Origin of the sequence: Klebsiella sp. CD33 (assembly GCF_051992865.1) — a bacterium.
In the GTDB taxonomy this organism is placed as follows: Bacteria; Pseudomonadota; Gammaproteobacteria; order Enterobacterales; family Enterobacteriaceae; genus Klebsiella; species Klebsiella pneumoniae.
Genome location: NZ_CP197023.1, coordinates 1,951,676 through 1,975,669 on the forward strand (window position 1 = coordinate 1,951,676; position 23,994 = coordinate 1,975,669).

Sequence of the window (23,994 nt, forward strand, 5' to 3'; positions counted from 1 at the left end):
CTATGTAACGAGAGCGTGACCACCCATGCGAATTTTGGCTATCGATACCGCCACAGAGGCCTGCTCCGCGGCTCTGTGGAATGATGGCACCCTTAGTGCTCATTTCGAAATTTGTCCCCGCGAACATACCCAACGTATCCTGCCGCTGGTGCAGGAGGTCCTCACCGAGAGCGGCACCACGCTGAGCGAGCTGGACGCGCTGGCCTTTGGCCGCGGTCCGGGCAGCTTTACCGGCGTGCGCATCGGCATCGGTATCGCCCAGGGGCTGGCGCTGGGCGCCGAACTGCCAATGATTGGCGTTTCCACGCTGGCCACCATGGCGCAGGGCGCCTGGCGCAAAACCGGCGCCACCCGTGTGCTGGCGGCCATTGATGCGCGTATGGGCGAAGTCTACTGGGCCGAGTACCAGCGCGACGAGCAGGGCGTCTGGCATGGCGAAGAGACGGAAGCGGTGCTCAAACCGGAAGCGGTAGCCGAACGGCTGGCACAGCTTTCCGGCGAATGGGCCACCGTCGGCACCGGCTGGCAGGCGTGGCCGGATCTGGCGAAAGCGAGCGGACTGACCTTAAGCAGCGGCGAAATTGAATTGCCGGCGGCGGAGGATATGCTGCCGTTAGCCTGTTACCTGCTGGCGGCGGGGAAAACCGTGGCCGTGGAGAAAGCGGAGCCGGTTTATTTGCGAAACGAGGTGGCGTGGAAGAAACTTCCAGGCCGCGAGTGAATCTCAGTAACAAGAAGACTGAGAAAAGGAGTCGCATCATGGCGGGTCAAAAACAGGGCGTTCGCTGGCTGTTAGCCGCGGCGGTTGCCGTTGCGCTAAGCGGCTGCGTGTCAGTGCCGGATGCCATCAAAGGCACCAGCCCGACGCCGCAGCAGGATTTAGTGCGGGTGATGAACGCCCCGCAGCTGTACGTTGGTCAGGAAGCGCGCTTTGGCGGTAAGGTGGTCAATGTACAAAACCAGCAGGGGAAAACCCGCTTAGAAATCGCCACCGTACCGCTGGACAGCGGCGCGCGGCCAGTGCTGGGCGAGCCGTCCCGCGGAAGGATTTTTGCTGATGTCAATGGCTTCCTCGATCCGGTGGATTTCCGCGGTCAACTAGTGACCGTGGTCGGACCGATCGCCGGGGTGGTTGACGGCAAGGTGGGCAGCACGCCGTATAAATTTATGCTGATGAACGCCACCGGCTACAAGCGCTGGAACGTAGTGCAGCAGGTGGTGATGCCTCCGCAACCTATCGACCCGTGGATGCTGGGTCCGCGCCCCTGGGGCTACGGCTATGGCGGCTGGGGCTGGTACAATCCCGGCCCTGCTGAGGTGAGAAACGTTGTAACCGAATGATTTTGTTGTTTATGTTAGTTCAAAGAAACAGCGGCCGGTCCGCTGTTTCTTTGTTTTCAGTCGAATAAGAAAAAAAATAGTGACGCGCTTCGCAACCTGCTCATTGCCTAATTAATAAACTGGTACGCTGAGTTAATATAATGTTAACAAAATGTATTATCCAGGGGCTGTGATGACGACGAATAACTATTTCAGAGGTGATGCAGTGAAAAAGGTTTGGCTAAACCGTTATCCCGCAGATGTTCCGGCGGAGATAAATCCTGACCGCTATCAATCCCTGGTTGAACTGTTTGAACATGCCACCACCCGTTACGCCGACCAACCGGCGTTTATCAATATGGGTGAAGTGATGACCTACCGTAAGCTGGAGGAGCGTAGTCGCGCCTTCGCCGCTTATCTTCAGGAGGGGTTGGGGTTACAGAAGGGCGATCGCGTGGCCCTGATGATGCCTAACCTGCTGCAGTATCCGGTGGCTCTGTTTGGCATCCTGCGCGCCGGGATGATCGTGGTTAACGTCAACCCCTTATATACCCCGCGCGAACTGGAGCATCAGCTCAACGACAGCGGCGCGGCGGCGATCGTCATTGTCTCCAACTTTGCCCATACCCTGGAAAAAGTGGTGGCGAAAACTCAGGTCCAGCATGTGATCCTGACGCGCATGGGCGACCAGCTTTCCACCGCCAAAGGCACGCTGGTGAACTTTGTGGTCAAGTACATTAAGCGCCTGGTGCCGAAGTACCACCTGCCGGACGCCATCTCGTTTCGCAGCGCGTTGCAGCACGGCTATCGCATGCAGTACGTCAAGCCGGAGATCGTTGCGGAAGATCTGGCGTTTCTGCAGTACACCGGGGGCACCACCGGCGTGGCCAAAGGTGCGATGCTAACCCACCGCAATATGCTGGCTAACCTCGAGCAGGTCAATGCCACCTACGGCCCGCTGCTGCATCGCGGCAAAGAGTTCGTGGTGACCGCGCTGCCGCTGTATCACATTTTCGCCCTGACCATGAACTGCCTGCTGTTTATCGAACTGGGCGGGCAAAATTTGCTGATCACCAACCCACGCGATATCCCCGGGCTGGTGAAGGAGCTGGCGAAGTATCCTTTTACCGCCATGACCGGGGTCAATACCCTGTTCAACGCCTTGCTGAACAACAAAGAGTTCCAGCAGCTTGATTTCTCCTCGCTGCATTTGTCCGCCGGCGGTGGGATGCCGGTGCAGCAGGCGGTGGCCGAGCGCTGGGTAAAACTGACCGGGCAATATCTGCTGGAGGGCTACGGCCTGACAGAGTGTTCCCCGCTGGTCAGCGTTAACCCGCACGATATTGACTACCACAGCGGCAGCATTGGCCTGCCGGTGCCCTCCACCGAAGCCAAACTGGTGGATGATGATGATAACGAAGTAGCGCCGGGTCAGCCGGGCGAGCTCTGTATTAAAGGGCCGCAGGTGATGCTGGGCTACTGGCAGCGCCCTGACGCGACGGATGAGATTATCAAAGACGGCTGGCTGCACACCGGGGATATCGCGGTGATGGATGAAGAGGGGTTCCTGCGCATCGTCGATCGCAAAAAAGATATGATCCTGGTGTCGGGTTTTAACGTCTATCCGAACGAAATCGAAGATGTGGTCATGCAGCATAGCGGGGTGCTGGAAGTGGCGGCCATCGGCGTGCCGTCCGGCAGCAGCGGCGAAGCGGTGAAGATTTTCGTAGTCAAGAAAGATGCTGCGTTAACCGAAGAGGCGCTGATTACGTTCTGCCGTCGCCATTTGACCGGATACAAGGTGCCGAAGCTGGTGGAATTCCGTGATGAACTGCCGAAATCCAACGTCGGGAAAATTTTGCGGCGAGAACTGCGTGACGAAGCGCGCGCTAAAGTGGACAATAAAGGCTAAGTAACGAATGAGTCGCCTGACGCCGGCTACGCCGGCGTTTTTTATGGGCGCAAGTTAAGAGAGTATGCTTTGAACTATCAGATGATCACCACCGACGATGGCCTGCGCGCTGTCTGCGAAGCGGCAAGCGCGGCCTCCGCCGTCGCTCTGGATACGGAATTTGTCCGCACCCGCACCTATTACCCGCAGCTGGGCCTGCTGCAGCTGTTCGACGGCCAGCAGGTCTCTCTGATCGATCCCTTGACGATTAACGACTGGGCGCCGATGCGCGACCTGCTGCTCAACCAGGATGTGACTAAATACCTGCATGCCGGCAGCGAAGATTTAGAAGTCTTCCTTAATGCATTTAACCTGATGCCGCAGCCGCTGATTGACACTCAGATCCTGGCGGCCTTCTGCGGCCGCCCAATGTCCTGGGGCTTCGCCTCAATGGTGGAAGAGTATTCCGGGGTAGCGCTGGATAAAAGCGAATCCCGCACCGACTGGCTGGCGCGCCCGCTGACTGAGCGTCAGTGTGAATATGCCGCGGCCGACGTCTGGTATCTGCTGCCGATCGCCAGCCAGTTAATGGCGGAGACCGATCGCGCTGGCTGGCTGCCGGCGGCGCTCGACGAGTGCCGCGTGATGCAGCAGCGTCGTCAGGAGGTGGTCGACCCGGCCGAGGCCTGGCGCGATATCGGCAACGCCTGGCAGCTGCGTACCCGCCAGCTGGGTTGTCTGCAGCTGTTGGCGGAGTGGCGCCTGCGCAAAGCGCGCGAGCGCGACCTGGCGGTAAACTTTGTGGTGCGGGAAGAGCATCTGTGGAGCGTGGCGCGCTATATGCCCACCAGCCTGGGCGAGCTCGACAGCCTCGGGTTGTCCGGTAGCGAAATTCGCTTCCACGGCAAAACGCTGATTAGCCTGGTCGAAAAAGCGCAGGCGCTGCCGGAGTCGGCCCTGCCGGCGCCGCTGCAGAATCTGATCGACATGCCGGGCTACCGCAAAGCCTTTAAAGATATTAAAGCGCTGGTGCAGGAAGTGAGCACGGAGAAGGGCGTAAGCGCGGAGCTGCTGGCGTCGCGTCGGCAGATCAACCAGCTGCTGAACTGGCACTGGCAGCTGAAAGCGCAAGCCGGTGAACCTGAGCTGATTTCTGGTTGGCGCGGGGAGCTGATGGCCGAGCGGCTGAAGAGGCTGTTAAACGACTATCCGCGCTAGTTCGCGGCCAGGTTCAGAGCATTAAAAAACCGGCGGCGCGTGGCGTAGCCGGTTTTTTTTCGCGATAGCGCGACAGGTCAGGATTTCGACTCTTCCGTTTCGGGTAGGGTCACGTTCAGCTCAAGAATGGATATATCCCCGTCCCGCTGCTCCAGCTGCACGCTGACCATCTCCGGGTCGATCTGTACGTATTTACAGATCACTTCCAGGATATCTTTGCGTAACTGCGGCAGGTAATGCGGCTCCGCGTCTCCGCGGCGGCGCTCGGCGACGATGATTTGCAGGCGTTCTTTCGCAATATTAGCCGTGTTCTTTTTTCGCGAGAGAAAAAAGTCGAGTAAAGCCATAATTTATCCTCCGAACAGGCGTTTGAGGAATCCTTTCTTCTCTTCTTCAATGAAGCGGAAAGGGCGTTCTTCTCCGAGCAGACGTTCAACGGTATCGGCATAGGCTTTGCCTGCGTCCGAGGCGGCATCGAGGATCACCGGCTCACCCTGGTTGGATGCGCGCAGGACTGACTGGTCTTCCGGGATCACGCCTACCAGGTTGATGCGCAGAATTTCCAGCACGTCTTCCATGCTCAGCATATCGCCTTTATTAACGCGGCCTGGATTGTAGCGGGTCAGCAGCAGATGCTCTTTGATTGGCTCTTCGCCATTTTCCGCGCGGCGGGATTTAGAGGCGAGAATGCCAAGGATACGGTCGGAGTCGCGAACGGAGGAGACTTCCGGGTTAGTGGTGATGATGGCTTCATCAGCAAAGTAAAGCGCCATCAGCGCACCGGTTTCAATGCCTGCCGGGGAATCACAGACGATGAAATCGAATTCCATTTTCTTCAGTTCTTCGAGAACCTTGTCGACGCCTTCGCGAGTCAGAGCGTCTTTATCCCGGGTCTGGGAAGCCGGGAGAATGTAGAGATTTTCCGTGCGCTTATCTTTAATCAGCGCCTGGTTCAGTGTGGCATCGCCCTGAATGACGTTGACGAAATCATAAACGACGCGACGTTCGCAGCCCATAATCAGGTCGAGGTTACGCAGGCCGATGTCGAAGTCGATAACGACGGTTTTCTTTCCCTTCTGGGCCAAACCTGTAGCGATGGCCGCGCTGGAGGTGGTCTTGCCAACGCCCCCTTTACCCGAAGTCACAACAATAATGCGTGCCATAGAAATTCCTTGTTAAAAAGGGATTAATTTAACGGTTGAATTGCCAAAGCGCTTTCACCTAAACGCAGGCGCGCCGCTTTGCCATAAAATTCGGCCGGGATGTTATCGCTCAGCCAATATTCCCCGGCGATGGAGACCAGCTCCGCCGCAAGGTGGGTACAAAATATCTGGGCGTCTCTGTCGCCACCGGCGCCTGCCAGCGCACGTCCTCGCATCATGCCATATACATGGATATTTCCGTCAGCGATAAGTTCCGCACCGGCACTCACATGATTTGTAACAATAAGATCACAGTGTGGCGCATAAATGCGCTGACCGGAACGTACCGGCTGATCAATCAAACGCGTTTTTGTGATCTGACTAGCAACTGGCGGCGGCGGGGTGGGTTCGGACGGTGCCGGACGAGAGGCTTTTTCTTTCCCTTCGGTTAATAACGGGATGCCGGCGCGGTCGATTTCGGTTTTCAGGCGCGGAATTTTGCATCCGCTAACGCCCATAATACGTAAACCGGTCGCGGCGATAGCCTCGTTGATGGCGCGCCATTCCACCTCCTCCTCGATGCTGGCGATATTCACCACCACCGGAGCATGACGTAAAAAAGCGGGAGCCTGGGCGATTTTGTCTTCTAACGCCTGACGAATAACCTCGGGATTTGCATCGTGCAAATGAACGACAGATAACGTGAAGCTACTGCCTTTAAGTTCGATTGGCGTATTTGACATCCTGGCCTTACTCAATTTGCTGTTTATCAACCGCCGAAGTGCGGTGATATTCCGAAGACTAAAAGGCATGTTATAGTCACTCATATATTGAGGCAAGTGACCACGGGTCTAATTCCGAGTAAAACTATGTTTTGTGTGATCTATCGAAGTACTAAACGTGAACAAACCTATTTATACGTCGAAAAAAAGGACGATTTCTCGCGCGTTCCTGACGAGCTAATGCGCAGCTTTGGCACGCCGCAAATGGCGATGCTGCTGCCGCTGGATGGGCGCAAAAAACTGGTTAACGCCGATCTGGAAAAAGTGAAACAGGCGTTAAGCGAACAGGGCTATTACCTGCAACTGCCTCCGCCGTCTGAAAATCTACTAAAGAAACACCTGGCGGAACAGGGGAAACAATCCGATTAACCCACGAGGGAAAATAATGTACCAACATCATAACTGGCAGGGTGCGCTTCTGGATTATCCAGTAAGCAAAGTGGTTTGCGTCGGCAGTAATTATGCGAAACACATCAAGGAAATGGGCAGTGCGACGCCGGAAGAGCCGGTGCTGTTTATTAAACCTGAGACTGCGCTGTGCGATCTTCGTCAGCCGTTGGTGCTCCCTGAGGGGCTGGGCTCGGTGCATCACGAAGTCGAGCTGGCGGTGCTTATCGGCAGCACGCTGCGTCAGGCGACGGAAGAGCATGTGCTGAAAGGGATTGCCGGCTATGGCGTCGCGCTGGATCTCACGCTGCGCGACCTGCAGGCGAAAATGAAAAAAGCGGGACAACCCTGGGAGAAGGCCAAAGGCTTCGATAACGCCTGTCCGATCTCCGGCTTTATCCCGGCCGCTGAGTTCCACGGCGACCCGCAGAATACGTCGTTAAGCCTGAAGATTAATGGCGAAGTGCGCCAGCAGGGCACCACTGCCGACATGATCCATAAGATTGTGCCGCTGATCGCCTATATGTCGCGCTTCTTTACCCTCAAAGCCGGGGATGTGATCCTCACCGGCACCCCGGAAGGCGTGGGGCCGCTGCACAGCGGTGACGAGCTGGAGGTCGGCTTCAACGGCCTGGCGCTCACTACCCGCGTGCTGTAAGCGCTATTTGCCGCCTTTTGGGGCGGCAAAACTTGCATCGGCGTGCCAGACTGGTTATAAGGTGCACCCTTAACTGGCAACGACGGACACTCCGATGAGCGAACAACCTTTCTGGCAACAAAAAACACTGGATGACATGAGCGACGCGGAGTGGGAATCGCTGTGTGACGGCTGCGGCCAGTGCTGCCTGCACAAGCTGATGGATGAAGACACTGACGAGATCTACTTCACCAACGTCGCCTGTCGTCAGCTCAATATCAAAACCTGCCAGTGTCGTAACTACGCGCGTCGTTTTGAGTATGAGCCGGACTGCATCAAGCTTACCCGCGAAAATCTGCCGACCTTCGAATGGCTGCCGCCGACCTGTGCCTATCGCCTGCTGGCGGAAGGCAAGCCTCTGCCGGCCTGGCACCCGCTGCTGACTGGCTCAAAAGCGGCGATGCACGGCGAACGCATCTCCGTTCGCCATATTGCGGTGCCTGAGTCCACGGTGGTCGACTGGCAGGACCATATCCTTAATCTGCCTGACAGGGCGCGCTAAGCGCCGTCACGCTTTCTTCGCGTGGAACAGCCCGTTTTCACCGTCGGTTTCTTCCGCCACCCAGAAGTGAATATTGAAGCGGGCGTCGTCACTGAGTTCGACGCGGTGCCAGTACTGCGGCGGACTGGTAGCAAACTGCCCGGCATGAATCACGACTTTTTTCTCCGGCTCCGTCGCCTGTTCATTGGCAAAACCGTAATAGGTGACCGTGCCCTCCATGACGCACAGCTGGCCGAAGACGCCAGCCGCGGTGTTGTGGTGGCTCAGCAGGGCGGCAGGGACATTCTCTTTGGTAAAGAATGGGGTGGAGCGTTTAACTTTCCAGTCTGCGGGGATCAGTAAAGATGACATGTGAGCTCCTGTGGGGTTTTAAAAGATGTATTTAATATGCACCTTTTGGCAGCTGTGGTCAACCATAGACATGAAACGATTCAGTGATGCGCAGGAGGCATAAAAAAACGCCCCGCAGGGCGTTTCATTGTGGGCTGTACTCGCCGCGGCTTAACGACCAAACAGATCGCGTTTTTTCGCTTTGAAAGGCTGAGCAACGATCACCAGAATAGCGACCAGCAGATAGGCGGCGAAAATCCCCACCAGCCATTGCGGCATCTCCAGCGACAGGAACTGCCACTGACGTACTGAACAGTCTCCGGACGCAACGAAAACCTGCGGCAGCCATTTATCCAGCGGCAGCCAGGTTGGGAAGCGGGCGGCGAAATCGCAGGTCTGGAACGGTGAAGGGTGCAGCTGGATCATCGTATGCTCCCACGCCAGCTGTAGTCCGCGTATCGCGCTGTACAACCAGATTGCCATGGCGACATAGCGCAGCGGCGTTTTGGGGGCGATGGCGCCCACCAGTCCCGCGCCCATGATGCCGAACAGCGCGCAGCGTTCGTAAATACACATGACACACGGCTGCAGCAGCATCACGTGCTGGAACCACAGCGCGACAAGTTCGAGAATAAAAGCGGTCAACGCCATCAGGAGCCAGGCACCGCGTCCTCTTGAGCACTGGTTTAAATATTGCAACATAATCATTTCCCTGGAAGATGCTAAATCATGGCAGTGTAAACGAAAACCGAACCGACGCCAGAGGCGCGGCGGAAAATATTCCGTAACGGGTTATTGATGCGCCCGGGCGAACCCGGGCAAAAACTGACTCAGGGCAGGCTGGGCGTCACCAGCCAGCCGTGCGCCAGCAGCCAGTCGGTGACTGGCATCAGGGTGAACTCGACGCATAACAGGCCGACCAGCGTCAGTACGATGGTGTAGGGCAGCGCCATCCACACCATACGGCCATAGGAGAGCCTAATAAGCGGCGCCAGGGCGGAAGTCAGCAGGAAGAGAAACGCCGCCTGGCCGTTCGGGGTGGCCACCGAGGGCAGGTTGGTGCCGGTGTTGATCGCTACCGCCAGCATCTCAAACTGGGGCAGGCTGATGGCGCCATGTTCGAGCGCCGCTTTCGCTTCGTTGATGTAGACCGTGCCGACAAACACGTTATCCGAAATGGACGACAGCAGGCCGTTGAACAGATAAAACAGCGACAGCTGCGCGTGCGGCGAGGCCTGCAGGACAAATTCGATGACCGGCGTGAACAGCTGCTGATCGATGATAACCGCGACGATGGAGAAGAAGACCGTCAGCAGCGCGGTAAAGGGCAGCGCCTCGGTGAACGCCTTGCCAATGGCGTGCTCATCGGTAACGCCGGTAAAGGTGGTGGCGAGGATGATCACCGACAGGCCAATCAGGCCGACCTCAGCCAGGTGAAAAGCCAGGGCCACGATCAGCCAAACGCCAATGAGCGCCTGGGCAATCAGCCGCAGTCGCTCCTGACGACTGCGCTGGGCGCGGCTGCGATCGTCAAACTCCTGCAGCACCTTGCGCACCGTCGGCGGTAGCGGTTCGCCGTAGCCAAACAGGCGATACTTTTCGACCAGCAGACAGGTTAACAGACCGCAGACCATCACCGGCAGGGTCACGGGCGCCATGCGAAGAAAGAACTCGCCAAAATGCCAGCCCGCGGCTTTGGCGATAATCAGGTTTTGCGGCTCGCCGACCATGGTCATGACGCCGCCGAGCGCGGTCCCGACGCCGGCGTGCATCATCAGGCTGCGCAGAAAGCCGCGGAACTGCTCCAGCACCTCACGGTAGTGCTGCTCGATATGGCTGTCATCGAGCAGGTCGCTATCGTCCGGGCGCGCCGAGGCGACGCGGTGATAGATGCCGTAGAACCCGACGGCGACGCTGATCACTACCGCCACCACCGTCAGCGCATCGAGAAAGGCCGAGAGGAAGGCGGCCGCCAGGCAGAAGGCCAGCGATAGCAGCATTTTGCTGCGGATCCCCAGCAGCAGGCGCGTAAACACGAACAGCAAAAGCTGTTTCATAAAGTAGATACCCGCCACCATGAACATCAGCAGGAGCAGCACTTCCAGATTGCCGGCGATCTCTTCCCGCACGTGCGCCGGGCTGGTCATGCCGATCAGCAGCGCCTCGATAGCCAGCAGACCACCCGGCAGCAGCGGATAGCACTTCAGCGCCATGGCAAGGGTAAAGATAAACTCGACCACCAGCAGCCAGCCGGCGACAAAGGGCGCCACGGCGAACACCAGCGGATTTACGATTAAGAAAATGATTAATGCCAGCTTGTACCAGTCCGGCGACTGGCCAAGAAAATTGCGCCACAGCGCGCGGCCATAAGAAATTTCCACGACAGAATCCTTCCCCGTCAATGAGTGCATGGTTTTGTGCATAACGATTGGCAAGAGTACCAGTTGAGCAAAATGAGAAGCAACTTTCTTCGCGCCGCGCTGGCGGTTTGTGAAGATAAGGAAAAGCGCAAAGTAAAAGCGGAAAATGAAACGGCGATCCCTTTTTAATTCACTTGCCATGCTATCTGCGCTATAGCGGCTCTGGTATGATGAGTGCAATTGTAACGCTGTGTAATGGAAATCTTACTATGGTCATTAAGGCGCAGAGCCCTGCGGGTTTCGCGGAAGAGTACATCATTGAGAGTATCTGGAATAACCGCTTCCCTCCCGGATCGATTCTCCCCGCTGAACGCGAGCTTTCTGAGCTGATCGGTGTCACCCGCACAACCCTGCGCGAAGTATTGCAGCGTCTGGCCCGTGACGGCTGGCTGACCATTCAGCATGGTAAGCCCACTAAAGTGAATAACTTTTGGGAAACCTCCGGCCTGAATATCCTCGAAACGCTGGCGCGCCTCGATCACGACAGCGTGCCGCAGTTGATTGATAATCTGCTCTCCGTGCGCACCAACATTTCCACGATTTTTATCCGCACCGCGTTTCGCCAGCATCCGGATAAAGCGCTGGCGGTCCTGGACAGCGCCCGGGAGGTGGAGGATCACGCCGACGCCTTCGCCGAGCTTGATTATAATATTTTCCGTGGTCTGGCGTTCGCCTCCGGCAACCCGATCTACGGTCTGATCCTCAACGGCATGAAGGGGTTGTATACCCGCATCGGCCGCCACTATTTCTCCAGCCCGGAAGCGCGCAGCCTGGCGCTCGGTTTCTATCATCAGCTGGCGAAAGTGTGTGAGGCCGGTCTGCATGACCAGGTTTACGAGCTGGTTCGTCGCTACGGCCATGACAGCGGCGAGATCTGGCACCGGATGCAGAAATCGCTGCCCGGTGATTTAGCCATGAATATGCGTTAAGCGGGCTTTTCGCGATCGATATACAGAACAAGGGGGCCAATGGCCCCCTTTGTTATTTTACTCGCCCCGCAATGCTATAGCGCGTTCGGCCGCGCCGGGCAGCGGTCCAACAGCTCAATGCTGCCGTCGGCGTTCTGCTGCTCCAGCAGCACATCGAACCCCCACAGACGATGCACATGCTTCAGCACTTCGCGCCGGCCTTTGTCCAGCGGGACGCGGTTGTGCGGCACATAGCGCAAGGTCAGCGAACGGTCGCCGCGCAGGTCAACGTTCCACACCTGGATGTTCGGCTCAAGATTGCTGAGGTTATACTGCGCGGAGAGCTTATTGCGGATCTCGCGATAACCCTCTTCGTTGTGAATCGCCGAGATCTCCAGATAATTGTTGTGATCGTCGTCGAGCACGGTAAAGAAGCGGAAATCGCGCATGATCTTCGGCGACAGGAACTGACTGATAAAGCTTTCATCCTTAAAGTCGCGCATGGCGAAATGCAGTGTTTCCAGCCAGTCAGAACCGGCGATATCGGGGAACCAGTACTTATCCTCTTCCGTGGGCGACTGACAGATGCGCTTGATGTCCTGGAACATGGCGAAGCCCAGCGCGTAGGGGTTAATCCCGCTGTACCACGGACTGTTGTACGGCGGCTGGAACACCACGTTGGTATGGCTGTGGAGAAACTCCAGCATAAAGCGCTCAGTCACTTTCCCTTCATCGTAGAGATGGTTGAGGATGGTGTAGTGCCAGAAGGTGGCCCACCCCTCGTTCATCACCTGGGTCTGTTTCTGCGGGTAGAAATACTGGCTGACTTTACGCACGATGCGCAGGATCTCGCGCTGCCACGGTTCGAGCAGCGGGGCGTTCTTCTCCATAAAGTACAGCAGGTTCTCCTGCGGTTCGGAAGGGTAGCGACGAGCCGATTCAATCGCTTTTTCCTCTTCGCGCTTCGGCAGGGTGCGCCACAGCATATTCACCTGGCTTTGCAGATACTCTTCCCGGCTTTTCTGCCGCGCTTTCTCCTCCTGCAGAGAGATTTTTTGCGGACGTTTATAGCGGTCGACGCCGTAGTTCATCAGCGCGTGGCAGGAGTCGAGCAGTTTCTCTACTTCGTCGACGCCATAGCGCTCTTCGCACTCGGTGATGTACTTACGGGCAAAGATCAGATAGTCGATGATCGAGCTGGCGTCGGTCCAGCTGCGAAACAGATAGTTATTTTTAAAAAACGAGTTATGCCCGTAGCAGGCATGGGCCATCACCAGCGCCTGCATGGTGATGGTGTTTTCCTCCATCAGGTAGGCGATACAGGGGTTGGAGTTGATGACTATCTCATACGCCAGACCCTGCTGACCGTGCTTATAGGCCTGCTCGGTCTCAATAAATTTTTTGCCAAACGACCAGTGCGGATAGTTGATGGGCATGCCGACGCTGGAGTAGGCGTCCATCATCTGCTCGGAAGTAATGACTTCGATCTGGTGCGGGTAGGTGTCAAGACGATAGAGCTTGGCGACCCGGTCCACTTCGGCCAGGTAGGTTTCCAGTAACTCGAACGTCCAGTCGGGTCCATCGCTTAAACGGGTGGTGTCCCTGTTCATGGAGTCAATCGTAGCCATTAGCGCGCCCTCGTTGTTGTTGGTTTTCTCTGAACGGAAAACCTCTAAACAAGCATAGAACACGGTGCAGCAAACTGTGCTGTACGCCAATCGCTTTTCTTCGCGATTTCCCCATCTCAAAGCCGTTTTTTTGCCTTGTTTGCAGAATTTAATGCTGGGTAAAAATAAAGCGCAGCATGAGATCGTAAATCTCACAGCGCAGGGCTGGTGCGGTTTGCTGTGAGTTAAGTCACCATAAATAAAGCGTATGTTGAATAATATTTTCAACTGAGTTATCAATTTGTAATTAGATGATTGTTCTTTAACTGTTACGGAGTCGCTATGCGTGTCGTCATACTGGGAAGTGGGGTGGTTGGGGTAGCCAGCGCGTGGTATTTGAGTCAGGCGGGTCATGACGTGACGGTCATCGACCGTCAGCCCGGTCCGGCAGAGGAGACCAGCGCGGCCAACGCCGGGCAGATTTCTCCCGGCTATGCGGCGCCCTGGGCGGCGCCGGGGGTGCCGCTGAAGGCGATCAAATGGATGTTTCAGCGCCATGCGCCGCTGGCGATCGGTCTTGACGGCACCTCGTTCCAGTTGAAGTGGATGTGGCAGATGCTGCGCAACTGCGACACCCGCCACTATATGGAGAACAAAGGCCGTATGGTGCGCCTGGCGGAGTACAGCCGCGACTGCCTGAAGGCGCTGCGCGACACCACCGGCATTCAGTATGAAGGGCGCCAGGGCGGGACGCTGCAGCTGTTCCGTACCGCCAAACAGTATGAAAATGCCACCCGCGACATCGCGGTGCTGGAGGACGCCGGCGTGCCGTATCAGCTGCTGGAAGCGAAGCGGTTGGCGGAGGTGGAGCCGGCGCTGGCGGAGGTCAGCCACAAACTGACCGGCGGCCTGCGCCTGCCAAATGATGAAACCGGCGACTGCCAGCTGTTTACCACCCGTCTGGCGGCAATGGCGGAACAGGCCGGCGTGACCTTCCGCTTCAACACCGCAGTGGATGCGCTGCTGCACGAGGGCGATCGCATTGCCGGGGTGAAATGCGGCGATGAGATTATTAAGGGCGACGCCTATGTGATGGCCTTCGGCTCCTACTCGACGGCGATGCTTAAAGGGCTGGTGGATATACCGGTCTACCCGCTGAAAGGCTACTCATTGACTATTCCGATCGCTCAGGAGGACGGCGCGCCGGTTTCAACTATCCTTGATGAGACTTACAAAATCGCCATCACCCGCTTCGATGAGCGCATTCGGGTCGGCGGCATGGCGGAGATCGTCGGTTTTAACAAAGCGCTGCTGCAGCCGCGTCGCGAAACCCTGGAGATGGTGGTGCGCGATCTGTTCCCGCGCGGCGGCCACGTGGAGCAGGCGACGTTCTGGACGGGCCTGCGGCCGATGACGCCGGACGGCACGCCGGTGGTCGGCCGCACAGCGTATAAAAATCTGTGGCTCAACACCGGCCACGGCACGCTTGGCTGGACCATGGCCTGCGGCTCCGGGCAGCTTATCAGCGATCTGATCTCCGGCCGCACGCCGGCGATCCCTTACGACGATCTGGCGGTTGCCCGCTACAGCCCCGGTTTTACCCCGGCGCGCCCGCAGCACCTGCACGGCGCACACAACTAAGGAGCTTGCATGACCCGTCCGGTAGTGGCCAGCATCGACCTGCTGGCCTTGCGGCAGAATTTACAGATAGTGCGTCGCGCGGCCCCCGGGTCGCGCCTGTGGGCGGTGGTCAAGGCCAACGCCTACGGCCACGGCGTGGCGCGCGTATGGAGTGCGTTAAGCGCGGCGGATGGTTTCGCCTTGCTCAACCTGGAAGAGGCGATCCTGCTGCGCGAGCAGGGCTGGAAAGGCCCGATCCTGCTGCTGGAGGGCTTCTTCCATGCCGATGAGCTGGCGGTGCTGGATCAATATCGTTTAACCACCAGCGTCCACAGCAACTGGCAGATTAAGGCCCTGCAGCAGGCGAAGCTGCGCGCGCCGCTGGATATCTATCTCAAGGTGAACAGCGGCATGAACCGGTTGGGCTTTATGCCTGAGCGGGTCCACACCGTCTGGCAGCAGCTGCGGGCGATAAGCAACGTCGGCGAGATGACGCTGATGTCGCACTTCGCGGAGGCGGAGAACCCGCAGGGAATTGTCGAGCCGATGCGCCGTATCGAACAGGCGGCGGAGGGGCTGGATTGCCCGCGCTCGCTGGCCAACTCGGCGGCGACCCTCTGGCATCCGGAAGCGCATTTTGACTGGGTTCGTCCAGGCATCGTGCTGTATGGCGCGTCGCCTTCCGGGCAGTGGCAGGACATCGCCAACACCGGGCTGAAGCCGGTCATGACGCTGCGCAGCGAAATCATCGGCGTGCAGAACCTGCGCCCCGGCGAGGCGATTGGCTATGGCGGCCTGTACCGCACCACCCAGGAGCAGCGGATCGGCATCGTCGCCTGCGGCTATGCCGATGGCTATCCGCGGGTGGCGCCGAGCGGCACGCCGGTGCTGGTGGATGGCGTACGCACCACTACCGTTGGACGCGTATCGATGGATATGCTGGCGGTCGATTTAACGCCTTGTCCGCAGGCCGGGATCGGCGCGCCGGTCGAGCTGTGGGGCAAAGAGATTAAAATCGACGACGTGGCGGCCAGCAGCGGCACCGTCGGCTATGAGCTGATGTGCGCCCTGGCGCCGCGGGTGCCAGTTGTGACCCTGTAACCTATTCCGGGGCGGATCACTCCGCCTCGTCTTCCGCGACCCGCACCCCAACCTTCAGCACGTGATCGTTCTCTTTTTCAGCTACCGTCCACACCATCCCGGCGAACTCCACCTGGTCGCCCACCACCGGCGCGGCGCCCAGCAGCTGCTGCACCACTTCCCCGAGCGACTGCTGATGCTCGCGGAACTCCTCACCGCCGTCGAGACCGTAGATTTGCGCCACATCGGCGAAGCGGGCCTCAGCATCAAGAATGAAGTCGCCGAAAAAGCGCTGATCGAGCGCCACCGGCGGCGACTGGCTGAACATTTTGCCGAGCGCCGGCAGGTCGTGCTCCCGACCAATAACGCACAGGATATCGCCTTCCCGCAGGCGGGTGCTGCCGGTGGGGTGCAGCAGGACATTGTTGCGAAACAGCGCGGCAATCCGCGTCTCCGGTGGCATGTGCAAGTCGCGCAGCGCCGCGCCGATGCACCACTTATCGGCCCCCAGCTGGTAGACAAACTGCTCCCACGGGTTTTCCGGGTGAATATCCAGCCCGACGCGGGAGATGGGCCAGCTGATGGGCGGCACCACCACTTTGGCTTTTTTCGCCGCCCACGACAGCGAAGTGCCCTGCAGCAGCAGCGACACCAGCACCACGAAGAAGGCGACATTGAAGAACAGGCGGGCGTTGTCCAGGCCGGCCATCATCGGGAACACCGCGAGAATAATGGGCACCGCGCCGCGCAGGCCAACCCAGCTGATAAACACCCGTTCGCGCAGGTTAAAGCCGCGAAACGGCAGCAGGCCGGCAAACACCGACAGGGGCCGGGCAATGAATATCATCCACATCGACAGCAGCAGCGCCGGGATGGCGATCGGCAGCAGGTCGGAGGGCGTCACCAGCAGGCCCAGCACCAGGAACATGGCGATCTGCGCCAGCCACGCCAGGCCGTCGAAGTTCTGCAGGATACCGTGCCGGTTGCGGATCGGCCGGTTGCCCAGCAGAAAGCCGCAGAGATAGACGGCGAGGATACCGCTGCCGTCGAGGGAGGTGGTGACGGCAAAAATCATGATCCCGCCGCTCAGCGCCAGCAGCGGATAGAGGCCGGCGGGCAGCACGATGCGGTTAATCATCTGCAGCAGCAGGTAGCCGCCGCCGAGGCCGATGGCGATCCCGAGGCCGAACTGCTGAATGATATGCACGGCGAACATCCAGCTGAGGCCGGTTTGGTGCTGCTGGATCATTTCGATCAGGGTGATGGTCAGGAAGACCGCCATCGGGTCGTTACTGCCTGACTCTATCTCCAGCGTCGAGCCGACGCGCTCGTTGAGCCCCTTGCCGCCGAGCAGCGAGAAGACCGCCGCGGCGTCGGTGGAGCCGACAATGGCGCCGATCAGCAGGCCTTCGATCAGATCCAGCTTGAACAACCAGGCCGCCATCATCCCGGTCAGCGCCGAGGTGATCAGCACCCCAACCGTCGCCAGCGACAGCGCGGGCCACAGCGCGACGCGAAAGGAGCTGGCCTGGGTGCGCATCCCGCCGTCCAGTAGGATCACCGCCAGCGCCAGGTTACTCACCATATAGGCGAAGGGGTAATTGTCGAAGGGGATGCCGCCGATGCCGTCAATGCCTGCCAGCATCCCGATGGCCAGAAAGATGACCAGAATCGGGATGCCAAGGCGCGAAGAAAAGGAGCTCAATAAGATACTGCAGGTTACTAAAACAGAACCCAGAATAAACAGACTAATGACCGCAGCGGCGTCCAATGTTCACGTACTCCCTGACTGGCGTGAAAAAATGGCTAAAAGTGACACTATTTTAACAATTCGCAGGGGATCCGCCTATGCGTTCGGGAAATTTATTCTGTCAGCACCGGATGGCCGCCGATCGTCAGGGTGGTGGCCGCCGCCTGATTCACCAGGCGCGCGCGGGCGCCCAGCGGCAGGGTCACCGTGCGCTGCTCGTGGCCAAACTCCAGTCCGCTAATCAGCGGCAGGGATAGCTGCTGGCGCAGATAATCAAAGACCTGCGGCAAATCGTATCCCGCGTCATAGTCGTTCGGCGCGCTGCCGGTGAAGCTGCCGAAGATCACCGCTTTCTGCGCCGCCAGCACGCCGCTGTGCAACAGCTGAAGCAGCATGCGCTCGACGCGGAACGGGTGCTCATTGATATCCTCCACCACCAGGATGCCGTCGCGGATCGCCGGCAGCCACGGCGTGCCGATAAGCGAGGTCAGCATCGCCAGATTTCCCCCCCACAGGGTGCCTTCCACCCGGCAGTTCGGCCCTTCGCCCGGCCATTCGAGGGTGAATTCCGGCTGGCGTAGCGCCTGCCAGAAATGGTGCTCGGTAAATGGGTCGAGTGTCTCCGCGCCGAAGTTGCCGGCGAGCATTGGCCCGCTGAAGGTGATGACGTTGCCCATGGCCAGCAGGCCCGACTGGATAGCGGTGAAATCGCTGTGGCCGCAAATCAGCAGCGGGTCGCGCTGCTGGCGGGCAACCAGTCCCTGCCAGTCGATATGCGGCAGCAGGCGACTGGCGCCGTAGCCGCCGCGCACGGCGAGGACGATCCGGTTGCGGCCGGGCAACTGGGCCAGCTGGTTAATATCGGCCAGCCGTTCATGTTCAGTCCCGGCGAAACGCTGCTGCCGGCGGGGAATGACCTGCTGGTGGGCCACCTCGTGTCCGGCCTGCTGCAGACGCTCGACGCCGCGGGCTGCCGCCTGCTGGTTGATGCAATACCCGGATGGCGCGACCAGATAAAACTGAGACATGATAATTCCTTGCTATGAATGAAAGGGTTATGATGCCGCCTGGAATGGCGATTGTCATCTCCAGGTGGCTAACTTCAGTCCGCACCCGTCATCCTTCAGGTTGTCGGCAGGCGGGAGACGTACCGCGGCCGTCGTTCTGTAGCATGATGGCGTTTGGGTAGATAAGGATAGATGTGTGAAATTGAGATGGTTGCTTATTTTAGTCGTTTTTCTGGCCGGTTGTAGTTCGAAACATGATTACACTAACCCGCCGTGGAACCCCGAGGTCCCGGTGAAGCGGGCGATGCAGTGGATGCCGATCAGTGAAAAAGCCGGCGCCGCCTGGGGCGTGGATCCGCAGCTGATCACGGCGATCATCGCCATCGAGTCGGGTGGTAATCCTGCGGTGGTGAGTAAATCCGGCGCTGTCGGGCTGATGCAGCTCAAGCCCTCGACCTCCGGACGCGATGTCTATCGGCGGATGGGGTGGCGCGGCGAGCCGTCGGTCAGTGAGCTGAAAAACCCGGAACGTAATATCTCGATGGGGGCCGCCTATCTGAGCATTCTGGAGAACGGTCCGCTGGCGGGGATCAAAGACCCGCAGGTGATGCGCTATGCGGTGGTGGTCTCCTATGCCAACGGCGCTGGCGCGCTGCTGCGTACCTTCTCCTCGAACCGCCAGGACGCCATCGAGGAGATTAACGATCTCGACGCCGATGAGTTCTTCGAACATGTGGTGAAAAAACACCCGGCACCGCAGGCGCCGCGCTATATCTGGAAACTACAGAAAGCGCTGGACGCCATGTAATCCCTCGTTTGGCCTCCGGTAGTCTCCCGGAGGCCACGTCCTCAGAAATCGTAGCCCACGGTGGCTATAACGCTGCGCTCTGCTCCCCAGTAACAGTTGCCGGTGCCATAGCAGCCGGAAATATACTCGCGGTCGCCGATATTGTTGGCGTTAACCTGCACATATGCGCCTTTCAGCGTTGGCGACCAGACGCCGAGGTCGGCCCGCATCATGGCGTCCATCAGCGTGACCGACGGCAGCCGCGCGGTGTTGGCATCATCCGCCCACTGTTTACCGATGTAGCGGACGCCGGCGCCAACGGAGATCCCCGCCGGGAACTGATAGCGCGCCCAGAAGGAGGCCATCTGATCCGGGGTCAGCTGCGGCGTGTTATTGTCGGTCCCGTCTTTGGTGTCCTGGAAACGCAGACGATTCCAGGTATACGAGGCGATAGTACTCAGCTGCGGGGTGATCTGGTGGTGCGCTTCCAGCTCAACGCCCTGGGAATGGACCTTACCCGCCGGAATATAGGTGGCGGTGGCGATGTTCGGGTCGCGAGTGGCGACATCCTTTTGCGTCAGGTCGTAAATCGCGATGCTATAGAGATCGCTGCTGCCCGGCGGCTGGAACTTCAGGCCGGCTTCAACCTGTTCGGCGGTGGTCGGTTTCAACGGTTTGCCGTCCGCGCCCGGCAGCATCGCCGGAGTGATCGCCTGGCTGTAGCTCAGGTAGGGCGACAGACCGTTGTCCAGGGCGTACAACAGCGAGGCGCGGCCGCTGATATGGTCGTCTGAACGGCGGTTTGAGGTCCCCTGGGTATCGCTGACCTGCTGGGAAACGATGCGGTCGTAGCGGGCGGAAACATCCACATGCCAGCGGTTCCAGACCGTCTCATCCTGCAGATACAGCCCGGTCTGGTAATAGCGGCGATTATTGTCGTCGCTGTAGGTAACGGTATGTCCGGTCTGCGCGGTATAGCCGCTAAACGGGTTAAGGGGCGCCGCGCCGCCGGCGCCGGTCCACAGGTCGTTACGGAAGCGATGATATTCGGCGCCGAGGATCAGGGTGTGCGCCAGGTCGCCTGTATTGAAATCGGCGCGCAGGCGGTTATCGCTTGACCAGCCGTCCAGCGAACCGCGCGAACCGCTGTAGCCGCGGGCCAGCATGTCGCTGTCATCTATCCAGCCGACCTGGTAGACCTGATCGAGGGAGACGTTGGTATGGGTGTAGCTCCCGGCGGAATAGACCGACCAGACGTCGGTGAACTGGTGGTCAAACTCATAGCTGTAGATCTGCTGGCGGCGTTGATAGCCATCTCCCGGATCGCCTTCGTTGGTGCTGGGGGAGAGCTTACGGCCATTGTGCGCGTAGCGGGTGCCGTCCAGCGGCAAAGAGCCGTGGTAGCCGCCGGAAGGATCTTTTTGCAGATAGGCGCGCAGCAGCAGCGAGGTGTCGCTGTCCGGCTGCCACAGCAGGGAAGGCGAAATCGCGTAGCGCTCTTCGCGGGTATGGTCATACTGCGTGTCGCTGCTGCGGGTCATCCCGATCAGCCGCCATGCCCACTGGTCATTGATGGCGTCGGTGTAATCGAAGGCCGCGCCTTTGGTATTTTGCGTGCCGCCAGTCAGGCGGATGTGGCCCTGCTGACTGAACTGCGGACGTTTGGAAGTCAGGTTGACCACGCCGCCCGGCACGCTCTGCCCGTAGAGCGCGGAGGAGGGGCCGCGGATCACATCCACGCGTTCGATAAACCACGGGTCGATTTGCAATACGTTATGGCTGCCGCCGTCGCTCATCAGGCGCATGCCGTCGAGGAACAGGTTATCGACGTCGCCGCCGTGGTAGCCGCGCAGGGAGATGGCGTCGAACCGGGTGGCGCCGCCGCCGAAGCTGGAGTAGACCCCCGGGGTATATTCCAGCGCCTGGCTGATGGTATTCGCCCCCTGATCCGCCATCTGCTGGCGGGTGACCACCGACACCGACTGGGCGGTAGTGATTAACGGTTGGTCGGTTTTCGTCGCCCCGAGCGAGGTGCTGGCGCTGTAGCCCTCCGTCGGCGCGCTGGCGGACGCCGGCGGGGTGGCAGTGACCACCACCGTCTCTTCGGCTTGCGCGGTGAAGGGGAGTGCGACCGCAAGGGCATACAGCAGCCCCGGGCGTTTTCGAGAAATAGCCACGTTCATAAGATCATCCTGAACCAACGCGGTCTGGTACTCCTGTACGCCGCCGCGTGAAAAACGAATCTGTCATTATTCGTTAAAAAGTAATGCGAATTATTATTGTTTGTATTTGTGCGATCAAGCGAAAAGGTGACCTGTTCAACGCGAGGGGGTGGGGATGTGTTTCCCGCGAGCCGCAGAATGGGTCTGCGCGGGACGGTAGTGACCAGGGAGACCGCTTCCCCCTACCGATTTTGGTAGGGGGCGGGGAAGCGTCAGGAGCCGGTCTTTTGCGGTTCCGCAGGGGCGGGGTCGTTAGCCGCGGGCGCCGCAACAGGTTTGTCCTGCGGTGAAGGGGTTGTCGCCGGACGGGTAGCGGGCAGCGCATCGCAGGGTTTCTCCTGCGGGCAGATCAGATCCAACATCTTCAGGGTGACGCCGTTGGTCCAGCCAAAGCCGTCCTGCAGCGGATATTCCCCGCCGCCGCCGCCGGTGCCGGTCGAGCTCACGTCATACTTCTCCACCAGCTTTTGCTTACTGTCATAGGTATGCTGCACGTTGGTCAGGAAGCGCCAGGTGACCTCCATGGCGATCTTCTGCTGACCATAGTTTTGCAGCCCCTCGACCGCCACCCACTGCAGCGGCGCCCAGCCGTTGGGGGCGTCCCACTGCTGGCCGCTGTTGACGGTGGTGGTGGTCAGCCCGCCGGGTTTAAGCAGGCGCGACTCGGCGGCGGCGGCCACTTTCGTCGCCCGCTCGCGTGACGCGGCATTGACGTACAGCGGGAACAGCGCCGCCGCGGTCAGCTGATTGCGCACCTTGTGGCTTTTCAGATCGTAGTCGGCGTACCATCCCTCTTTATCATTCCACAGGTATTTCTCGATGGCCTGCTGGCGGGCGTTAGCCAGCGCATCGTACTGCGTAGAGCCAGCGCTGTCCCCGGATGCCTTGCTGGCGCGGGCGAGGGTTTTCTCCAGATGGAACATCAGGGCATTGAGATCGACCGGGACAATCGAGGTGGTGCGAATGGTGGCGAGCTGCTGCGGATTGTCCATCCAGCGGGAGCTGAAATCCCAGCCGGAGGCGGCGGCGGAGCGCAGGTCGCGATAGATCTCGGTTGCCGGACGATTCGGGTTGCTTTTGGCGGTTTTGACGTCGTCAAGCCAGGACTCGGGACGCGGAGTGTCGTTATCGTCCCAGTAGCGGTTGAGCAGCGCGCCGTCCGCCATCCGCACCGCCCGTTTGTCGGCGCTGCCGGGAGCCAGCGCGTCCGCTCCGGCCATCCAGTAGCGATACTCTTTCTCCAGCTGCGGCTGGTAGGTTTTCAGCACCTGGTCGCCATCGTGCGTCGCCAGCAGGCTCACCATAAAGGAGAAGAAGGGGGGCTGCGAACGGCTGAGATAATAGGTGCGGTTGCCGTTGGGGATATGGCCCCAGGCGTCAATTTCTGCGGCGAAGTTGGCGACCATATCCTCGACTTTATCCCAGTGACCGCTTTCGGCAAGACCCAGCATGGTGAAATAGCTGTCCCAGTAATAGACTTCGCGGAAACGTCCTCCGGGCACCACGTAGGGCTTAGGCAGCGGCAGCAGCGAGTCCCATTTTTCCACCTCGACGGTGCTGCGGGTCAGGATCGGCCACAGGCCATCGATATGTTGTCGCAGAGTTTGCCCTTTGGGCGGCACATAGGTGTCGTTCTCTTTCGGCAGCGTGAAGTTCAGTTCGACGAAGTGGCGCAGGTCGAAGCTGGCCTGGTTTTTTTGCATCCGGTAATCGGCAAGGATCATCAGCGGATCGCTGTTAGGGATAGCGTCGGCGAAGGTTTTCTGATCAGAAAACAGTTTCGCGCTTTGCACATCATTAAACAGCGGGCCCAGCAGAATATCCGGCGAGGGGGGCGGCGCGGTTTTGCCGTCTTCCGCCTGAGCGTTCAGGCTCATCAGGGCGATCAGAGCGCCGCCGATCGCCAGGCGCAGGGAACAGGACAAAGCAGCGGGACGACGTGCATCAGTACTCGTCATGGGGAGTTCTCCTTATCATTATCGACTGCGGGCCACGACGTTTGGCCATCCAAAAACCTTAGACGAATATCTGCCGCTGCGCGTGTCAGGGGTAACATTTTGCGCGAAAACAGAGGATTTACCTGCCTGGTCTCCTGAGACCGCCGCGGGCTGGGCCGCCTGGCTGAGGGCGCTGGCGTCCAGGATGGCGCAAAAAACGTCGCCCTGCCTCACGACGGTGCAGCCGCCGCCGGGCGCGGGCGGCTGTTTTGGCGATTTTTTGCACAACCAGACGGCGGGGCTGAACCGATTTGCACAACGCCGCGGCGGCAGAGGACCTGGCATAATTAATGCTTATCTCTTAGCGGGATTACCACAAAGTGAGTA

General features: G+C 59.1%; 24 protein-coding genes and 1 pseudogene. 14 read left to right on the forward strand and 11 right to left on the reverse strand.

The features are described 5' to 3' along the window. Window positions 1-25: 25 nt before the first annotated feature. The 4 genes from tsaB to rnd all read left to right on the forward strand — a co-directional run bounded on the left by tsaB (window position 26) and on the right by rnd (window position 4,429). Window positions 26-721: a tRNA (adenosine(37)-N6)-threonylcarbamoyltransferase complex dimerization subunit type 1 TsaB gene (tsaB, locus tag ACR809_RS09690; RefSeq protein WP_004180426.1), complete on the forward strand. Its 696-nt coding sequence runs from the start codon at window positions 26-28 to the stop codon at window positions 719-721. A 38-nt stretch (window positions 722-759) separates the two neighbouring features. Further along, complete coding sequence (locus ACR809_RS09695) at window positions 760-1,341, forward strand: Slp family lipoprotein (RefSeq protein WP_002910905.1); 582 nt, start codon at window positions 760-762, stop codon at window positions 1,339-1,341. 205 nt (window positions 1,342-1,546) lie between these two features. Continuing rightward, window positions 1,547-3,232, forward strand: a complete 1,686-nt coding sequence (gene fadD, locus ACR809_RS09700; RefSeq protein ID WP_002910904.1) for a long-chain-fatty-acid--CoA ligase FadD — start codon at window positions 1,547-1,549, stop codon at window positions 3,230-3,232. Window positions 3,233-3,313: 81 nt separating this feature from the next. Then, window positions 3,314-4,429, forward strand: coding sequence for a ribonuclease D (gene rnd / locus ACR809_RS09705; protein WP_162992571.1), 1,116 nt, complete (start codon window positions 3,314-3,316; stop codon window positions 4,427-4,429). 77 nt (window positions 4,430-4,506) lie between these two features. Here the strand turns inward: rnd and minE are convergent, their stop codons facing one another. The 3 genes from minE to minC are packed head-to-tail and all read right to left on the reverse strand — an operon-like array spanning window position 4,507 to window position 6,314. Then, on the reverse strand, window positions 4,507-4,776 hold the full coding sequence (gene minE / locus ACR809_RS09710; protein ID WP_002910902.1) for a cell division topological specificity factor MinE: 270 nt from the start codon (window positions 4,774-4,776) through the stop codon (window positions 4,507-4,509). Between the two features lie 3 nt (window positions 4,777-4,779). Further along, on the reverse strand, window positions 4,780-5,592 hold the full coding sequence (gene minD, locus ACR809_RS09715) for a septum site-determining protein MinD (protein ID WP_002910900.1): 813 nt from the start codon (window positions 5,590-5,592) through the stop codon (window positions 4,780-4,782). Window positions 5,593-5,615: 23 nt separating this feature from the next. Next, window positions 5,616-6,314 (reverse strand): septum site-determining protein MinC, encoded by a 699-nt coding sequence (gene minC, locus ACR809_RS09720; protein WP_002910899.1) that lies wholly within the window; start codon window positions 6,312-6,314, stop codon window positions 5,616-5,618. A gap of 126 nt (window positions 6,315-6,440) precedes the next feature. On the opposite strand from minC, the gene ACR809_RS09725 reads away from it, so the two are divergent. The 3 genes from ACR809_RS09725 (at window position 6,441) to ACR809_RS09735 (ending at window position 7,939) form a co-directional block, all read left to right on the forward strand. Further along, window positions 6,441-6,722 carry a YcgL domain-containing protein gene (locus ACR809_RS09725; RefSeq protein ID WP_002910898.1) on the forward strand — a complete coding sequence of 94 codons (282 nt, stop codon included), beginning with the start codon at window positions 6,441-6,443 and terminating at the stop codon, window positions 6,720-6,722. Window positions 6,723-6,738: 16 nt separating this feature from the next. Further along, entirely contained in the window at window positions 6,739-7,398 is a 660-nt protein-coding gene (locus ACR809_RS09730; RefSeq protein WP_004189297.1) for a fumarylacetoacetate hydrolase family protein, read from the forward strand. A gap of 94 nt (window positions 7,399-7,492) precedes the next feature. After that, complete coding sequence (locus tag ACR809_RS09735; protein WP_002910896.1) at window positions 7,493-7,939, forward strand: YcgN family cysteine cluster protein; 447 nt, start codon at window positions 7,493-7,495, stop codon at window positions 7,937-7,939. Window positions 7,940-7,945: 6 nt separating this feature from the next. Here ACR809_RS09735 and ACR809_RS09740 read toward each other — a convergent pair whose 3' ends face one another. The 3 genes from ACR809_RS09740 to nhaB all read right to left on the reverse strand — a co-directional run bounded on the left by ACR809_RS09740 (window position 7,946) and on the right by nhaB (window position 10,650). Continuing rightward, window positions 7,946-8,290 (reverse strand): DUF1971 domain-containing protein, encoded by a 345-nt coding sequence (locus tag ACR809_RS09740; protein WP_002910895.1) that lies wholly within the window; start codon window positions 8,288-8,290, stop codon window positions 7,946-7,948. A 150-nt stretch (window positions 8,291-8,440) separates the two neighbouring features. Then, complete coding sequence (gene dsbB / locus ACR809_RS09745; protein ID WP_002910894.1) at window positions 8,441-8,971, reverse strand: disulfide bond formation protein DsbB; 531 nt, start codon at window positions 8,969-8,971, stop codon at window positions 8,441-8,443. 128 nt (window positions 8,972-9,099) lie between these two features. Continuing rightward, entirely contained in the window at window positions 9,100-10,650 is a 1,551-nt protein-coding gene (gene nhaB / locus ACR809_RS09750; protein WP_004180420.1) for a sodium/proton antiporter NhaB, read from the reverse strand. A gap of 36 nt (window positions 10,651-10,686) precedes the next feature. Here nhaB and ACR809_RS09755 point away from each other — a divergent pair, with 36 nt between their 5' ends. Then, window positions 10,687-10,818, forward strand: a complete 132-nt coding sequence (locus ACR809_RS09755; protein WP_004163532.1) for a hypothetical protein — start codon at window positions 10,687-10,689, stop codon at window positions 10,816-10,818. Between the two features lie 80 nt (window positions 10,819-10,898). Continuing rightward, window positions 10,899-11,618: a fatty acid metabolism transcriptional regulator FadR gene (fadR, locus tag ACR809_RS09760; protein ID WP_002910890.1), complete on the forward strand. Its 720-nt coding sequence runs from the start codon at window positions 10,899-10,901 to the stop codon at window positions 11,616-11,618. 74 nt (window positions 11,619-11,692) lie between these two features. Here fadR and ACR809_RS09765 read toward each other — a convergent pair whose 3' ends face one another. Further along, window positions 11,693-13,225, reverse strand: coding sequence for a SpoVR family protein (locus ACR809_RS09765; RefSeq protein WP_002910889.1), 1,533 nt, complete (start codon window positions 13,223-13,225; stop codon window positions 11,693-11,695). A 76-nt stretch (window positions 13,226-13,301) separates the two neighbouring features. On the opposite strand from ACR809_RS09765, the gene ACR809_RS09770 reads away from it, so the two are divergent. The 3 genes from ACR809_RS09770 (at window position 13,302) to dadX (ending at window position 15,925) form a co-directional block, all read left to right on the forward strand. Beyond that, a complete protein-coding gene (locus tag ACR809_RS09770) occupies window positions 13,302-13,448 on the forward strand; it encodes a hypothetical protein (protein ID WP_004145506.1) in 147 nt (48 codons plus the stop codon). A 98-nt stretch (window positions 13,449-13,546) separates the two neighbouring features. Next, window positions 13,547-14,845, forward strand: a complete 1,299-nt coding sequence (locus ACR809_RS09775; protein WP_032417301.1) for a D-amino acid dehydrogenase — start codon at window positions 13,547-13,549, stop codon at window positions 14,843-14,845. Between the two features lie 9 nt (window positions 14,846-14,854). Further along, window positions 14,855-15,925, forward strand: a complete 1,071-nt coding sequence (gene dadX, locus ACR809_RS09780; protein WP_002910887.1) for a catabolic alanine racemase DadX — start codon at window positions 14,855-14,857, stop codon at window positions 15,923-15,925. Window positions 15,926-15,941: 16 nt separating this feature from the next. Here the strand turns inward: dadX and ACR809_RS09785 are convergent, their stop codons facing one another. Further along, complete coding sequence (locus ACR809_RS09785) at window positions 15,942-17,675, reverse strand: potassium/proton antiporter (RefSeq protein ID WP_002910885.1); 1,734 nt, start codon at window positions 17,673-17,675, stop codon at window positions 15,942-15,944. A 92-nt stretch (window positions 17,676-17,767) separates the two neighbouring features. Then, window positions 17,768-18,682, reverse strand: coding sequence for a muramoyltetrapeptide carboxypeptidase (gene ldcA / locus ACR809_RS09790; RefSeq protein ID WP_002910883.1), 915 nt, complete (start codon window positions 18,680-18,682; stop codon window positions 17,768-17,770). A gap of 175 nt (window positions 18,683-18,857) precedes the next feature. On the opposite strand from ldcA, the gene emtA reads away from it, so the two are divergent. Further along, window positions 18,858-19,469 (forward strand): membrane-bound lytic murein transglycosylase EmtA, encoded by a 612-nt coding sequence (gene emtA, locus ACR809_RS09795; protein WP_002910846.1) that lies wholly within the window; start codon window positions 18,858-18,860, stop codon window positions 19,467-19,469. A gap of 41 nt (window positions 19,470-19,510) precedes the next feature. Here emtA and ACR809_RS09800 read toward each other — a convergent pair whose 3' ends face one another. Both ACR809_RS09800 and ACR809_RS09805 read right to left on the reverse strand, forming a co-directional pair. After that, window positions 19,511-21,631: a TonB-dependent siderophore receptor gene (locus tag ACR809_RS09800; protein WP_122051207.1), complete on the reverse strand. Its 2,121-nt coding sequence runs from the start codon at window positions 21,629-21,631 to the stop codon at window positions 19,511-19,513. A gap of 251 nt (window positions 21,632-21,882) precedes the next feature. After that, window positions 21,883-23,628 (reverse strand): alpha,alpha-trehalase, encoded by a 1,746-nt coding sequence (locus ACR809_RS09805; RefSeq protein WP_122051208.1) that lies wholly within the window; start codon window positions 23,626-23,628, stop codon window positions 21,883-21,885. Between the two features lie 184 nt (window positions 23,629-23,812). Between ACR809_RS09805 and ACR809_RS09810 the strand changes: the two are divergent. Next, window positions 23,813-23,941, forward strand: a pseudogene (locus ACR809_RS09810) (biopolymer transporter TonB); the annotation flags it as partial. Between the last annotated feature and the right edge of the window lie 53 nt (window positions 23,942-23,994).

Excerpts from the sequence above, each read along its gene's own strand:
- tsaB (WP_004180426.1), top strand. The coding sequence starts at position 26 with ATGCGAATTTTGGCTATCGATACCGCCACAGAGGCCTGCTCCGCGGCT.
- ACR809_RS09695 (WP_002910905.1), top strand. The coding sequence starts at position 760 with ATGGCGGGTCAAAAACAGGGCGTTCGCTGGCTGTTAGCCGCGGCGGTT.
- rnd (WP_162992571.1), top strand. The coding sequence starts at position 3,314 with ATGATCACCACCGACGATGGCCTGCGCGCTGTCTGCGAAGCGGCAAGC.
- minE (WP_002910902.1), bottom strand. The coding sequence starts at position 4,776 with ATGGCTTTACTCGACTTTTTTCTCTCGCGAAAAAAGAACACGGCTAAT.
- minD (WP_002910900.1), bottom strand. The coding sequence starts at position 5,592 with ATGGCACGCATTATTGTTGTGACTTCGGGTAAAGGGGGCGTTGGCAAG.
- minC (WP_002910899.1), bottom strand. The coding sequence starts at position 6,314 with ATGTCAAATACGCCAATCGAACTTAAAGGCAGTAGCTTCACGTTATCT.
- ACR809_RS09725 (WP_002910898.1), top strand. The coding sequence starts at position 6,441 with ATGTTTTGTGTGATCTATCGAAGTACTAAACGTGAACAAACCTATTTA.
- ACR809_RS09730 (WP_004189297.1), top strand. The coding sequence starts at position 6,739 with ATGTACCAACATCATAACTGGCAGGGTGCGCTTCTGGATTATCCAGTA.
- ACR809_RS09735 (WP_002910896.1), top strand. The coding sequence starts at position 7,493 with ATGAGCGAACAACCTTTCTGGCAACAAAAAACACTGGATGACATGAGC.
- ACR809_RS09740 (WP_002910895.1), bottom strand. The coding sequence starts at position 8,290 with ATGTCATCTTTACTGATCCCCGCAGACTGGAAAGTTAAACGCTCCACC.
- dsbB (WP_002910894.1), bottom strand. The coding sequence starts at position 8,971 with ATGTTGCAATATTTAAACCAGTGCTCAAGAGGACGCGGTGCCTGGCTC.
- fadR (WP_002910890.1), top strand. The coding sequence starts at position 10,899 with ATGGTCATTAAGGCGCAGAGCCCTGCGGGTTTCGCGGAAGAGTACATC.
- ACR809_RS09765 (WP_002910889.1), bottom strand. The coding sequence starts at position 13,225 with ATGGCTACGATTGACTCCATGAACAGGGACACCACCCGTTTAAGCGAT.
- ACR809_RS09775 (WP_032417301.1), top strand. The coding sequence starts at position 13,547 with ATGCGTGTCGTCATACTGGGAAGTGGGGTGGTTGGGGTAGCCAGCGCG.
- dadX (WP_002910887.1), top strand. The coding sequence starts at position 14,855 with ATGACCCGTCCGGTAGTGGCCAGCATCGACCTGCTGGCCTTGCGGCAG.
- ldcA (WP_002910883.1), bottom strand. The coding sequence starts at position 18,682 with ATGTCTCAGTTTTATCTGGTCGCGCCATCCGGGTATTGCATCAACCAG.
- ACR809_RS09800 (WP_122051207.1), bottom strand. The coding sequence starts at position 21,631 with ATGAACGTGGCTATTTCTCGAAAACGCCCGGGGCTGCTGTATGCCCTT.
- ACR809_RS09805 (WP_122051208.1), bottom strand. The coding sequence starts at position 23,628 with ATGACGAGTACTGATGCACGTCGTCCCGCTGCTTTGTCCTGTTCCCTG.